We start from the raw sequence: 13549 nt of genomic DNA, 5'->3' as shown, positions 1-13549 counted from the left end.
AAGTTTCAGCCCAAGGAGGCCGACATGAACGCGCAGACCGCAATCCTTCAACACGACATCACGCCGGACGGCAGCGACTACGAGGTCGTGCGCCGCTGCATCGAGAAGATCAGCCTCGACTATCGCGACCAGCCCTCGCTGGAGGTACTGGCCGAGGCTGTCGGTGACACGCCGACCGGCTTGCAGAAGCTCTTCACCCGCTGGGCGGGGCTCAGCCCCAAGGCCTTCCTGCAGGCCGTTACGCTCGACCACGCCCGCCGGCTGCTCGACCAGGGTGCGCCGCTGCTCGATGCGGCCTACGAGGTCGGCATGTCGGGACCGGGCCGCTTGCACGATCTCTTCGTCACGCACGAAGCAATGTCGCCGGGCGACTACAAGACGCGCGGCGCGGGCCTTACCATGCGCTACGGCTATCATATCTCGCCCTTCGGCGTGGCGCTTGTCATGGTAACCGAGCGCGGCCTCGCCGGCCTCGCCTTCTGCGATCCCGGCCGCGAGCGGGAAGCCTTCGCCGATATGTCGGCGCGCTGGCCGAACGCGACCTATGTCGAAGACATGGGGGCGACCTCGCCTTATGCCGGCCGCATCTTCGACCCGGCGAAATGGCGGGCGGAAGAGCCGCTTCGAGTGGTCATGATCGGTACCGATTTCCAGTTGCGTGTCTGGCAGGCGCTGCTCCGCATCCCGATGGGTCGCGCAGTGAGCTATTCCTCGATCGCAAGGGAGATCGGCGCGCCGAAGGCGTCCCGGGCGGTCGGTGCCGCGATCGGCGCTAACCCGATGTCCTTCGTGGTGCCGTGCCACCGCGCGGTCGGCAAGTCTGGAGCGCTGACCGGCTATCATTGGGGCCTGACCAGAAAGCGCGCCATCCTCGGCTGGGAAGCCGGGCAAATCACCGGGCCCAATCTTGCCGCGCATTGACGAGCGCTCTTCCAACCGGGCCTGAAAATGTTCTAGCCTCCCGGAAACCCTGTTTCCGGGAGGCTTTTTCTTGATCGCCATCACCGTCGTCGGCTCCATCAATCTGGACCTGATCGCCACCGTCGAGCGGTTGCCCGCGCCGGGCGAGACCGTCAGCGGCGGCGATTTCAGCACGGCGCCGGGCGGCAAGGGAGCCAACCAGGCGCTTGCGGCTCGCCGCGCCGACGCACAGGTGAGGATGATCGGCGCGGTCGGAAAGGACGCCTTCGCCACCGAGGCGCTATCGCTTCTGGAAGGAGGCGGCGTCGACCTCTCCCATGTCGGACGGATACATGCCCCGACCGGCACGGCGCTGATCCTGGTCGATGCGAAAGGCGAGAACGTCATCGCCGTCGTGCCCGGCGCCAACAAATCGGTCTTGCCGGGCGATCTCGCCGTCGCCGGCCTGAAGAAAGGCGAATATCTCTTGCTCCAGCAGGAAATCCCGCTTGAGACGGTGGCGGCGTCCCTGCGAACCGCGAGGGAGGCCGGTGCGGTCTCGATCCTTAACACGGCCCCCTTTCGCGCCGAGGCCGCCTCCTTCATCGGAGAAGCCGATTACGTCGTCGCCAACGAGACCGAGTTCGACCTTTATGCGGATGCGCTTTCCCTGCCCGAGGGCGACCGCACCCGCCGCATGGCGGCCTTTGCGGAGCGTACCGGCCGCACGCTGATCGTCACGCTTGGCGCCGACGGCGTTCTTGCCGCCGCGCCCGGTGAAACGCTGGCCGTGCCGGCGCTCAAGGTGACGCCGGTCGATACGGTCGGCGCTGGTGACACCTTCTGCGGCTATCTGGCGGCGTCGCTTGCCTCCGGGCTGCCGCTCGAACAGGCGCTCCGCCGCGCCACCGCCGCGGCTTCGCTCGCCTGTCTGAAAGAGGGGGCACAGCCGTCGATCCCGCTTGCGGCCGAGGTCGACCGGGCTATGAAAGGCTGAGGAGTACGGCATTGGCGATTCACACCTATCTTGCCTATCTCGTTGCCACCATCGTCATCGTCATGGTGCCGGGGCCGACGGTGACGCTGGTGGTCGCGTCCGGCATGCGCCACGGCGCCCGCGCTGCGCTCCTCAACGTCGCGGGCACGCTCGCCGGCGTGGCGATGGTCTTCGCCGTCGTCGGCATCGGGCTGGCTTCGGCGCTCGCAGCGCTCGGCAGTTGGTTCGACTATATCCGTTTCATCGGCGCGGCCTATCTCGTCTGGATCGGCCTCCAGATGCTTTTCTCGCATGGCGGGGAGGCAGAGGGCGCCGTGCCTCCGACGCCGAGGATGGGTTTCTTCGCGCAAGGGCTTCTGGTGGCGATCAGCAATCCGAAGACGCTGTTCTTCTTTGGCGCCTTCATCCCGCAATTCATCGATCCCGCAGGCAGCTATCCGCTGCAGATCGCCCTCATGGGCCTGACCGCAATGTTCTTCGGCGCGCTCTCCGACAGCACCTACGCCCTTGCCGCCGCGCGTGCAGGCCGGGCGCTGTCGGCGAAGCGTTTCCGGCTGCTGACCAGGATCGGCGGCGGCTTTCTGGTCGGCGGAGGGCTGTGGCTCGCCTTCTCGCGCGTGCGCTGATCAGGTCTTTTTTCCGCGCACCGTCTCGCGCCAGGCGAGCGGCGCTTCCAGAAGGCGGCTGGCGGGCGCCTGTTCGGCCGCCGTCTCGCCCATCGTGGCGAGATCGACCACGGCGGCGGCGAGTTCCTCGACCGGCGGAGAGAAAGTGGTCAGCCGGTAGGAAAGCCAGCTTGCCTGCTCGATATCGTCGAAGCCGATAACGCTGAGATCGTCGGGGACCGACAGGCCGAATTCGTGCCGCGCGGCATCCATGAAGCCGCAGGCGATGAGGTCGGTGACACAGAAGGCGGCGTCCGGCCGCTCGCGCCCGGCGAGGAGCGCGCGTGCGCCGGCCACGCCGGCCTCGTAACTGGTGCGGCCGTTGCGTGTCCTTGCCACCTCGATGCCGGAAGCCCGGGCAGCTTCGATGAAAGCATCTTCGCGCGCCATGAGGCTCGGCGTTCCCGCTTCCGAGGCGACGACCGCCAGCCGTTTGCAGCCGGACTTGACGAAGGTTTCGAACGCCGTCCTTCCCGCCAGCCGGTTGTCGAGCGAGAGATTGTAGGGGCCGGAAAGCCGGTCGTCGCGGTTGATCAGGATCAGGCGCTGGCCGTTGTCGAGGCAGGTCCGGATGATCGACTGCGCCGGTGTGCCCGACAGCACCACGGTGGCGTCGGCGCGGTAGTTGAGCGTCTGCCTGAGCGCATGCTCGACATTCTCGCTTGGCCCCGTCGTGTCGATCACCATCGCCACCTTGCCGGCTTCCTGAAGGTGGCGGGCGAGCGTGCGCACCATGCGCGACATGTAGGGCGTGTCGCTGTCGGCCACGACGAGGCAGACGATGCCCGTCGATTTGCGCAAGAGCCCGCGTGCCAGGTGGTTGACGTGATAGCCGAGCTTTTCCGAGGCCTGGATGACGCGCCGCCGTGTTTCTTCCGAGACGCTGGCGCCCGGCGTGAAGGTGCGCGAGACGGCCGAACGCGAAACGCCGGCGAGTTCCGCAACCTGTTTTGCGCTGGCGAAGGCTTTGCGGGTCTTGGTCGAATCCATGGGCCGGATGGGATGAGGGGATACGGTTGCAGAGGCGCCATCTTGCACCGCCGCGGCGGAACGGACAAGATCATGAATGAGCGCCGGATTGTCCCGTTTCGAATGGCCGGGACGATTGACAGGAACGGGAAAGTGCATCAGTCTTGCACAGGTGTGCAATCGCAGCCGTCAAGGTCGGTCATGGGAGGTCGGTCGAAGCGGAGTGTCAAAAATGCGATGCAAATGGCCGCTAGGAAATGGCTGCCAAGGGAGGATTCGGCGATTTCACGTCACGGGACCAGATCATGAACGCATATTCGTCGATCGCGGCGACGGGACGTGTGCGGCCGGAGGCGGCTTCGGACGCCGAATCGTTCCTCGAGGTCGATCGCGCCAGTGTTCAATACGGCAGCACGAAGGTGCTTTCCGATCTGAGCCTCGGTGTAGGGCGCGGCGAGTTCGTGGCGCTGCTCGGCTCGTCCGGCTGCGGCAAGACCACGCTCCTGCGCACCATCGCCGGCTTCATGATGCCCACTTCCGGCTCGATCCGCGTTAACGGTCGCGACGTGACCCGCCAGCCGCCGGACAAGCGCGGCATGGCTCTGGTCTTCCAGTCCTATGCGCTGTGGCCGCACATGACGGTCGCGCGCAACATCGGCTACGGCCTGAAGCTGCGCGGCAAGCCGCGTCAGGAGATCGCCGGCCGCGTCGCCGAGATACAGGCGCTGCTCGGCCTCGACGGCCTCGGCGAGCGCAAGCCGGCCGAATTGTCCGGCGGTCAGCGCCAGCGCGTGGCGCTCGGGCGCGCGCTGGCCATCAGCCCCGATATCCTCCTGCTCGACGAGCCGCTTTCCAACCTCGACGCCCGCATCCGCCTGACCGTGCGCCACGAGATCAGCGCGCTGCAGAAAAGGCTCGGCATCACCGCCATCCATGTGACGCACGACCGCGAGGAGGCGATGGTCATGGCCGACCGCATCGTCATCCTCAATGCCGGCCGCATCGCCCAGGTCGGCACGCCGCAGGAAGTCTATAACCGGCCGTCTTCGTCCTTCGTTGCGGCCTTCATGGGCGCCGAGAACGTCGTGCCGTTACTGGTCGAGGCGGGCGGCGAGCGCCTGAGGATCGCGGCCGGTCCGGTGAACCGCGCCGCCTCCATTCCGGCCGACGGCAGGCAGCTCGGCGGCCGCGTTGTCGAGGCGCGCTTCCGCTCGGAAGCGGCCGAACTGCACGCCGCGGATCATTTCCCGAAGGACCGCGCGACGGAGGATGCGCTCGTGCTCGACGGTGTCGTCGCGCAGGCGAGCTATCCGGGCGGTGTCTGGCGCCATGTCGTGAAGATCGGGGAAGCGTCGGTCGTCGTCGACGCGTCACATGCCTTTGCTAGCGGGGAGGCCGTGTCGGTGAAGGTGCCGGCCGGGGCGTTGTTCCTCTTCGATGCAACCGATTGCAAAAAAGGTGAGGAGGAGCTTCGCTGACCTTTTGCATCGTGACGCCATGCGTCATGCAATGTCTGGAACGTGGGAGAACACTATGAGGAAGATGATCTGTGGAGCCGCGATCGCGGCTGCGCTTGCGACGACCGCACTTGCGGCGACAGGGGCCATGGCGGCGGAACTGACCGTCATCACGGCCGGCGACCAGAACATGGTCGATTACGTCAATAACTATCTCGCGCCGATCTTCGAGAAGCAGAATCCGGGCGATACGGTGAAGGCCGTGGGCACCGGACCGGGCGATGCCGGTTCACAGAAGATCATCGAGCGGCTGGAGGCGCAGAAGCAGGCCAACAAGGACAGCTGGGACATCGATGTCGCCGTCGTCCACGAAAAGGCGGCCGGCGACCTCGTCAAGGACGGCCTTTTGAAGAAATACCGCGCCGACATCGACACCGGTTCGATGGTGACGCGAGCCAACGCCGACATGGCGCTTGGCACCGACGTCAAGGGCTATGTCATGCCCATGTTCAACAGCCAGACGGCAATCGCCTATAATCCGCAACTCCTGCCGAACCCGCCGAAGAGCTATGAGGAACTGGCGAAATGGGTGAAGGAGAACCCGAAGCAGTTCGGCTATAACGGCATCAAGGGCGGTATGTCCGGCGTCGCCTTCGTCGTCGGGTGGGTCTATGCCAATGCCGGCGACGCCAAGACGCTCGAGCAGGGCCCCTTCAAGAAGGACGAGAAGGCCGACTGGTCGAAGGCGCTGGCCTCGCTAAAGGACTTCAACCAGAACGTCACCTTCACGCCAGGCAATGCCGGCACGCTCGACATGCTGGCACGGGGCGAGATCGCCATGGGTCCGGTCTGGGTCGATATGTTCTACACCTGGCAGGCGAGCGGCCAGCTTCCGCCCGACCTGAAGCTGATCCTGCCTTCTCCGGGCATGCCCGGCCAGCCCATGCACTATGTCATCCCGGCAAAGGCGGAACATGCCAAGCTCGCCGAGAAGTTCATCGCGCTGGCGACCAGCCCCGAGGTGCAGGCCGACGGCATCGTGAAGAAGTTCAACTGGTATCCCGGCATCGATGCGGATCACGTCAAGCCCAAGCTCGACGAGGCGACCTGGAACAAGCTCTTCACCGACATTTCGCCGAAGGAACTGGCCGAGTACGGCAAGCCCTTCCCGATCAAGCCCTATTTCGACGGCATCCTCGAAGCCTACGAAAAGCAGGTGGCGAACTGATCGTCCTGAAACCGCCGCCCGGGATCGTCTCGGGCGGCACTTTCGTTGGATAGCCCATGCGCCGCTATTTGCCCGGCCTGCTGCTCGTTTCGCCGGCCCTTGCGATCATCGTCTTCCTGTTCCTCGTGCCGCTCGGCGGCGCGGTGACGGGTGCGTTCCAGGATCCGGACGGCGGCTTCAGCTTCGGCAATTTCTTCAAGACCTATCAACTCTACAGTACCGACATAATCTTCACGATCGTTATCGTGGCGTTGTCGGCAATTCTGACCGCGGCTTTTTCGGTGGCGATCGCCGGCTACCTGACGCTCTGCAACAGCCCGGTCGCCGTCGCCATCCTGCGTTGGCTCTACCGCTGGCCGCTCTTCATCCCGTTCATCGTTGTCGGCCAGATCCTGCGCACCTTCCTTGCCAAGAACGGGCTGATGAACAACATCTTCGTCGCGACCGGCCTCATCACGCCGCTGCATACGGTCGGCTTCCTTGACTGGCGCGGCGTCGTCATCGCCTTCGTGTGGAAGCAGACGCCTTTCGTGACGCTGCTGCTGGCCGGCGCGATGGCCTCCATCGACCGCGGCACGATCGAGGCGGCGCGCAATCTCGGCGCCTCGCGCCTGCGCATCCTGCTGGAGATCGTTCTGCCACAGGCGGCCCCGACGCTGATGGTAGGGCTGACCCTGTCCGTCGTCACCATGATGTCGGTACTCTCCGTACCGTTGATGATCGCCTCGCAGTCGCCGACCGTGATTACCGTCGACATGGCCTTCCGTATCAACGCCTATGGCGATTACGGCGTGGCGAACGCACTCGGGCTGGTGTCGCTGCTGCTGACCGGCGCCGTCGCCTGGATCTATCTGCGCCAGACCATGCGGGAGAACGTGCGATGAGCGCGGTGGCGGAGATGGCCGCGTCCACGCGCTCGGCCGGCTGGTACTGGATTCCGCGCGCGATCCTGCTTGGCCTTCTTGCCTTCATCATCTTCGGGCCGCTGGTCAACCTCGTGCTCTGGACGGTGACGGAGAAGTGGTATTTCCCGCATGCCCTGCCGCTCGAATACGGGTTTTCCTACTGGGGGCGCGTGTTCTCGCCGCGCGGCAACGCCATGGCCTCTCTCGGCACCAGCGCGCTTGTCGCCTGCCTGACCGTCTTCCTGTCGCTCGTGCTGGCGATCCCCGCCGGCTATGCGCTGGCGCGGCTGAAGCTCCCCTTCCGCAGCCTCATACTCCTGGCGCTTTTGGTACCCAACGCCTTTCCGAACCTGCCGATCTACGTCAACATCGCCCGGCTTTTTTACCAGATCGGGCTGAACGGCACGGTGCTGGGCGTAGTGCTGGTACACACCACGCACGGACTGGTCTATGCCGTCTGGATTGCCACCGCCGCGTTCGGCGCCATCGAGCCGGAGCTCGAAGAGGCGGCGCGTTCCTCCGGCGCCAGCGCGTGGCGGGCCTTTCGTGACGTGATGCTGCCGCTCGCCGCGCCTGGCCTGATGGCGAGCGCGATCTTCGTCTTCCTCGAGTCGCTCGACGAATTCACCGGCACTTTCTTCGTCGGCGCCCCGGATGTCACAACGCTGCCGCTCCTCCTTTACACATCGGCGGCGGGAGGCAACTACCAGATCGCCTCGATCACGGCTCTTATCCTGCTCGTGCCTTCCATCGCTTTCATGTTCGTGGTGGAGCGCTTCCTGCGCGCCGACGTTCTTGCCAATATCGGGAGATAGCGTGGCAGGTAGGTGATGGCTCCGGGCGTTCATTCCATATGGCTGATGCCGGCCGCCGTCGATGCGGCCGCGCTCGAACGGATGGTCGAGGATTTTTCCATTCGCTTCGACGCGCCGCGTTTCCAGCCGCACCTGACGCTGGTCGAGGATATGGAAAGAAGCGTGGGCGACCTCGCGCCGCTGGTCGAGGAGGTCGCGGCGGGAATTGGGTCCTTCACCACGCCGGTGGCCGCGATCGGCGTGAGCGCCCTCTTTTTCCGCTCCTTCTATGCACGTTTCGTCGCCGAAGGGGCCCTTCTCGAATTGAAACGCCGCGCGATCGACAAGATCCTGCCCGGCGATATCGCGGAGTTCATGCCGCATATCTCGCTCGCCTACGGCGTTGCCGAAACGCTGGAGAAGCGCGATGCCGTCGCTGAAGCCGAGAACCTGCTGCTCGGAAAGCCCGTCCGCTTCGACCGGGTCTGCGTCGTTGCATCCGGCAAGGAACTGCCGATCGAAAGCTGGGCGATCCGGGCTACCGCCGTCCTTTCGGTTTGACGTCGAATCCGGCCGAAGCGAGCCGCCCGGCCTGGCCTTGGTCCGGCCGGTCTGAATCCAGGTTGACGCTCCGGTAACGCCTGCCTGCTAAACCCCGCCTTGACAAGCAAGAGCCGGGCCAGTTTCCTTTCCGGTGGAAATAAACCTGCCGGACGGCCCGTCCGGTAACGCGCGGGAGGCTCGGGCAAGGCGATCATGGGGCTTTCGGCCAGGCTGCAATTGAAGCAGTCGCAATCGCTGGTAATGACGCCGCAACTCATGCAGTCGATCCGGCTGCTGCAGTTGAGCTATGCCGATCTGGAGCTTTTCATCGACGAGGAGATCGAGCGCAACCCGCTGATCGAGCGCGGCGCCGATGATGATCTGCCGACGGCCGCTGCCGCCGAAGATCAGAACGAGAGAGGAGCCGAAAGCGATCCCGAGCCCGAATGGAGCGCGGCTTCCATGTCGGACCGGCTCGACTCCTCGCTGGAGAACGTCTTTCCCGACGATCCCGGTGCGCGCGATCCCATTGGGCCCGACCTCGCGGCGCAGTGGAAATCAGCCCATGACGGCGGCGGTCGCGCGCTGGAAAGCGAAGGTTTCAGCCTGGAAGAGGTGGCGGCCGCCCCGGTCACGCTGCGGGATCATGTGCGCGAGCAGATCGCCTTCGCCTTTACCGATCCGGTCAAAGGCGTCATTGCCGTCGAACTGGCTGATGGGCTGGACGATGCCGGCTATCTGCGCGCCGACCTCGAAGAGATCGCCGAAAGGTTGGGCATCGACGAGGAAGCCGTCTCTGGGGCGCTCTCGACCTGCCAGACTTTCGATCCGCCCGGCATTTTCGCGCGCGATCTTGCGGAATGCCTGGCGCTCCAGCTTCGCGCGCGCGACCGCCTCGATCCGGCGATGGCGGCGCTAGTGCGCAATCTGGAGCTTCTGGCGCGCCGCGATTTTCAGACGCTGACGCGCCTGTGCGGCGTCGGCCAGGACGATCTGCTCGACATGCTGGCCGAGATCCGCGCCCTCGATCCCAAGCCCGGTATGGCTTTCACCGGCGGCACCGCCGACGTGGTCGTGCCGGACGTTCTTGTTCGCCCGGCGCCAGACGGAAGCTGGCAGGTGGAACTCAACTCCGAGACGCTTCCGCGCGTCCTGGTGGACAACGCCTATTATGCGCGGGTCAGTTCGGCGGCGAAGAATCCGGCCGAAAAGGACTTCCTGACGGAATGCCTGCAAAATGCCACCTGGCTGAAACGCAGCCTCGATCAGCGCGCCCGTACCATCCTGAAAGTGGCTTCCGAGATCGTCCGCCAGCAGGACGCTTTTCTTGTCCACGGCGTGCGCCATCTGCGCCCGCTCAACATGAAGAGCATTGCCGAGGCGATCGGCATGCATGAATCGACCGTCAGCCGCGTCGCGGCCAATAAATACATGTTGACCCCGCGTGGCGTCTTCGAATTGCGCTATTTCTTCACGCCGGCCATCGCCGGCGCGGGCGCGGGCGACGCGCATTCCTCGGAAGCGGTCCGCGATCGCATCCGGCAACTCATCGACCGGGAGGAACCGGCAGATGTGCTTTCCGACGATTCGATTGTGGATAAGCTCAGGGAAAGCGGTGTCGACATCGCCCGAAGGACGGTGGCCAAGTATCGGGAAGGAATGAACATTCCCTCTTCCGTCCAGCGCCGCCGCGAGAAAAAGGCGCTCGCCGCGCTCAGCTGATGCGCCCGGGAAGGCCGCGGGAAAGCGGCCACCGTCGGTTGACATGCTCGTTCAATCCCACTACTAGGCCGCCCGCATGAGGCGGGGGCGCCGCCGCAGGCCTTGCTTGAGGCAGGCTGCGGCACGGATTCCGCGCCACTCCGGCTACGGAACCGGCGGACTTGCGACAGCCCGGCGGACACGAGCGTTTGTTGAAAAAATCATGTTTGAAATCAAAAACTTGAAGTGCGTTTCGACGCGATGCCGCCTATGCTGCCGTGAAATCGTGGAGATGATGGCCCAACCTTGTGCGCACGGGCCATCGGTATAAACTCGACCGGGGTCTGTCGAGCATCAAAACGAAAGGGTCGGACTTCCGATGAACCTGCGCATATCTGGCAAGCAAATGGATATCGGCGATGCGTTCCGGACGCGTATCGAGGGCCGCATCGGGGAAGCCGTCGACAAATATTTCGACGGCAGCTATTCGGGACGCGTGACGGTTGAGAAATCGGGCTCGCGCTTTTCCGCCGATTGCATGATCCACCTCGACACCGGCATCGCGCTCCAGGCGGCAGGCGAGGCACAGGAGCCTACTTCCGCCTTCGATGTCGCGGCCGAGCGCATCGAGAAGCGGCTGAGGCGCTACAAGCGCCGGCTGAAATCGCACAAGGCGGCGGCCTCGGAATCCGATACGACGGCAGCTTACCGTGTCGTCGAGCCGTTGGCGGACGACGATTCGGAGATTCCGGACGATTACGCGCCGGCAGTGGTGGCCGAATCGACCGTGTCCTTGCGCGCCATGACGGTCGCTTCCGCCGTCATCGAACTCGATTCCCGCGACGACCCGGTATTTGTGTTCCGCCAGGCCGGTAGCGGCCAGGTCAACATCGTCTACCGCAGGGCGGATGGGAATATCGGCTGGATCGATCCGGCAGGAAGCCCCGGCAAGGGATAGAACAACAATCTCGCGCGCCCGGCGGGTGGCTAGCTGGCGGGGCGAAAAACGAAGTCCACAAAAGGGACGGATAAATGGATCTCAGCGATCTGATCGAGGTTTCGGCGATCATGCCGGCCCTGAAGGCGAATTCCAAGAAGCAGGCCCTGCAGCTTCTGGCGGAAAAGGCGGCGCGGATCACCGGCCTGCCCGAGCGCGAGATCTTCGATACGGTACTGAGGCGCGAAAAGCTCGGCTCGACCGGCGTCGGCAACGGCATCGCTATCCCGCACGGCAAGATTCCCGGCGTGCGCCGCATCACCGGCGTCTTTGCCCGGATGGAGCAGCCGGTCGATTTCGATTCACTCGACGATCAGCCGGTCGATCTTATCTTCCTGCTGCTTGCGCCCGAAGGCGCCGGCGCCGATCATTTGAAGGCGCTTTCGCGCATCGCGCGGGTGCTGCGCGATGGCGATACCGTTGCGAAGATCCGTGGTACCTCCGACGCCGCCGCCATCCACGCCTTCCTTTCGCAGACACCGGCCTCGCACGCGGCCTGATATCCTCTCGGGAAAACGAAACGGGCGGCCCTTGAGCCGCCCGTCCGTTATTCTCGACGATCGTCCGCCTTCAGTGGAGGCTGACGGGCGTCAAATCGTTTTCCAGTGCTCCAGCCAGCGCTCCCGCGCGGGCGTCCGTCAGCAGGATCGGTTGGCCGTTCGCCGCGAACAGTGCCCACAATCTCGTTCCCGGCTTGAGGTCGGGGATGCCTGGGAAGCTCCCCATCAATTCTTCCGCGCCGATTTCGCGCATATAAGCGATGACACCTTCGCCGAGATGGGCGAATTGCGTTTCGGTCAGGGCGTTCTTTTCCATATTTTCGGTCATGTCAGCCTCCTTTCGCGAACCGTCCTTCCTGGACCGGCCCGCATAGAGCCATCGGTGAAGATCAGTCTTTCACCGAAATGTTGATTTTCCGTACCAGGCGCTGCGGTTCGGGCCGGTCCAGATCGATGGCCAGAAGCCCGTTCTTCAGCTCCGCCGTGACGACCCGCATTCCTTCAGCCAACACGAAGGCCCGGATAAACTGGCGCGCCGCGATGCCCCGGTGCAGATACTCATGTTCGCCGTCCTCTTCCTGCCTGCCGCGGATCACGAGCTGGTTCTCTTCCGTCGTGATATCGAGATCACTTTCCTTGAAGCCGGCGACGGCGAGCGTGATCCTGAGCCGCACGGCTTCGGAATCCGGGTCCCGCAATTTCTCGATGTTGTAGGGCGGATAGCCGTCGCCCGATTTCGCCAGACGCTCCAGCGTCTTTTCCATCGTGTCGAACCCAAGCATCAGCGGGCTCGAGAAAGGCGTCATTCTGGTCATTTTCCTGTCCTCGAAGAGCGACGTGGAAACGGAAAAACCCGGATGGCATTTTTCCGTACGATGCTGATATGGTCCGCGCCGCGAACGAATTCAAGCATGGAATGGCGGAGAAAAAGCATGGCCGGGACGCGCAGGATCATCATCGATACCGACCCCGGCCAGGACGATGCGGTGGCCATTCTGCTCGCGTTGGCGAGCCCGGAGCTGGATGTGGCAGGCATCACGGTAGTCGCCGGCAATGTGCCGCTGTCCTTCACGGAGAAGAATGCGCTGAAGATCTGCGAACTGGCGGGAAAGACGGGGACAAAGGTCTATTCCGGCGCAATCAGGCCGCTGGTGCGCCCGCTGGTGACGGCCGAGCACGTCCACGGCAAGACCGGCCTCGATGGCCCCGACCTGCCCGAGCCGAAGATGAAGCTGCAGGAAAAGTACGCGGTCGATTTTCTTGTCGAGACGCTGATGCGGGAGGAGCCCGGCTCGATCACCCTCTGTGCGCTCGGACCTCTGACCAATATCGGGCTGGCGCTGATCCGCGAGCCGAAGATCGCGCCGCGTATCCGCGAGATCGTCCTGATGGGCGGAGCCTATTTCGAAGTCGGCAACATCACACCCACCGCCGAATTCAATATCTATGTTGATCCGCATGCGGCCGACGTGGTTTTTCGAGCAGGTATCCCGATCGTCATGATGCCGCTCGACGTGACGCACAAGGCGCTGACCTCGACGGCCCGCGTTGCGGCATTCCGTGCGCTCGGCAACAAGGCCGGCATCGCAGTGGCGGAGATGCTCGGCTTCTCCGAACGCTTCGACAAGGAGAAATATGCCGGCGATGGCGGCCCGCTGCACGATCCGTGCGTGATCGCCTATCTCGTCCAGCCGGAGATCTTTTCCGGGCGGAACTGCAATGTCGAGATCGAGACGAGGTCCGAGCTGACCATGGGGATGTCCGTGGTCGACTGGTGGGGCGTTACCGATCGCAAGAAGAATGCGATGGTCATGCGCGAGGTCGATCACGAGGCTTTCTTCGCACTTCTGGTCAGCCGTCTCGGCCGCCTCTGACAATATCGTGTCCGGATGG

Annotated in this window: 15 protein-coding genes; 12 read left to right on the top strand and 3 right to left on the bottom strand. The window is 64.2% G+C overall.

The window, feature by feature from the left end; all coding sequences use genetic code 11:
- Positions 1–24 precede the first annotated feature (24 nt).
- The 3 genes from RBH77_RS01670 (at position 25) to RBH77_RS01660 (ending at position 2523) form a co-directional block, all read left to right on the top strand.
- The gene (locus RBH77_RS01670; protein ID WP_311030422.1) at positions 25–921 is read left to right on the top strand and encodes a methylated-DNA--[protein]-cysteine S-methyltransferase; all 897 of its coding nucleotides are present in this window, start codon (positions 25–27) and stop codon (positions 919–921) included.
- A gap of 70 nt (positions 922–991) precedes the next feature.
- Entirely contained in the window at positions 992–1897 is a 906-nt protein-coding gene (locus tag RBH77_RS01665) for a ribokinase (RefSeq protein ID WP_311030421.1), read from the top strand.
- A gap of 11 nt (positions 1898–1908) precedes the next feature.
- The gene (locus RBH77_RS01660; protein ID WP_311030420.1) at positions 1909–2523 is read left to right on the top strand and encodes a LysE family translocator; all 615 of its coding nucleotides are present in this window, start codon (positions 1909–1911) and stop codon (positions 2521–2523) included.
- Here RBH77_RS01660 and RBH77_RS01655 read toward each other — a convergent pair whose 3' ends face one another.
- A complete protein-coding gene (locus tag RBH77_RS01655; RefSeq protein ID WP_311030419.1) occupies positions 2524–3552 on the bottom strand; it encodes a LacI family DNA-binding transcriptional regulator in 1029 nt (342 codons plus the stop codon).
- Between the two features lie 284 nt (positions 3553–3836).
- On the opposite strand from RBH77_RS01655, the gene RBH77_RS01650 reads away from it, so the two are divergent.
- The 8 genes from RBH77_RS01650 (at position 3837) to ptsN (ending at position 11656) form a co-directional block, all read left to right on the top strand.
- The gene (locus RBH77_RS01650; protein ID WP_311030418.1) at positions 3837–5009 is read left to right on the top strand and encodes an ABC transporter ATP-binding protein; all 1173 of its coding nucleotides are present in this window, start codon (positions 3837–3839) and stop codon (positions 5007–5009) included.
- Between the two features lie 55 nt (positions 5010–5064).
- Positions 5065–6216: an ABC transporter substrate-binding protein gene (locus RBH77_RS01645; RefSeq protein ID WP_311030417.1), complete on the top strand. Its 1152-nt coding sequence runs from the start codon at positions 5065–5067 to the stop codon at positions 6214–6216.
- Between the two features lie 56 nt (positions 6217–6272).
- Positions 6273–7100 (top strand): ABC transporter permease, encoded by an 828-nt coding sequence (locus RBH77_RS01640; RefSeq protein WP_311030416.1) that lies wholly within the window; start codon positions 6273–6275, stop codon positions 7098–7100.
- Positions 7097–7936 (top strand): ABC transporter permease, encoded by an 840-nt coding sequence (locus RBH77_RS01635; RefSeq protein WP_311030415.1) that lies wholly within the window; start codon positions 7097–7099, stop codon positions 7934–7936. The genes RBH77_RS01640 and RBH77_RS01635 overlap by 4 nt, the downstream gene beginning before the upstream one ends.
- Positions 7937–7951: 15 nt before the next feature.
- On the top strand, positions 7952–8476 hold the full coding sequence (locus RBH77_RS01630; protein ID WP_311030414.1) for a 2'-5' RNA ligase family protein: 525 nt from the start codon (positions 7952–7954) through the stop codon (positions 8474–8476).
- 195 nt (positions 8477–8671) lie between these two features.
- A complete protein-coding gene (gene rpoN / locus RBH77_RS01625; RefSeq protein ID WP_311030413.1) occupies positions 8672–10180 on the top strand; it encodes an RNA polymerase factor sigma-54 in 1509 nt (502 codons plus the stop codon).
- Between the two features lie 358 nt (positions 10181–10538).
- Complete coding sequence (gene hpf, locus RBH77_RS01620) at positions 10539–11117, top strand: ribosome hibernation-promoting factor, HPF/YfiA family (protein WP_311030412.1); 579 nt, start codon at positions 10539–10541, stop codon at positions 11115–11117.
- Between the two features lie 74 nt (positions 11118–11191).
- Positions 11192–11656, top strand: coding sequence for a PTS IIA-like nitrogen regulatory protein PtsN (gene ptsN, locus RBH77_RS01615; protein WP_311030411.1), 465 nt, complete (start codon positions 11192–11194; stop codon positions 11654–11656).
- Positions 11657–11726: 70 nt separating this feature from the next.
- On the opposite strand, the gene RBH77_RS01610 is transcribed toward ptsN, so the two are convergent.
- Positions 11727–11984, bottom strand: a complete 258-nt coding sequence (locus RBH77_RS01610) for a BQ00720 family protein (RefSeq protein ID WP_311030410.1) — start codon at positions 11982–11984, stop codon at positions 11727–11729.
- A 61-nt stretch (positions 11985–12045) separates the two neighbouring features.
- A complete protein-coding gene (locus tag RBH77_RS01605; RefSeq protein WP_311030409.1) occupies positions 12046–12471 on the bottom strand; it encodes an Hsp20 family protein in 426 nt (141 codons plus the stop codon).
- Positions 12472–12588: 117 nt separating this feature from the next.
- On the opposite strand from RBH77_RS01605, the gene RBH77_RS01600 reads away from it, so the two are divergent.
- Complete coding sequence (locus RBH77_RS01600) at positions 12589–13530, top strand: nucleoside hydrolase (protein ID WP_311030408.1); 942 nt, start codon at positions 12589–12591, stop codon at positions 13528–13530.
- The last annotated feature ends 19 nt before the right edge of the window (positions 13531–13549 follow it).

The sequence above is a fragment of the Mesorhizobium koreense genome (assembly GCF_031656215.1).
Classification (GTDB): Bacteria; Pseudomonadota; Alphaproteobacteria; order Rhizobiales; family Rhizobiaceae; genus Mesorhizobium_L; species Mesorhizobium_L koreense.
This window is presented reverse-complemented; position numbering and strand designations above follow the sequence as displayed.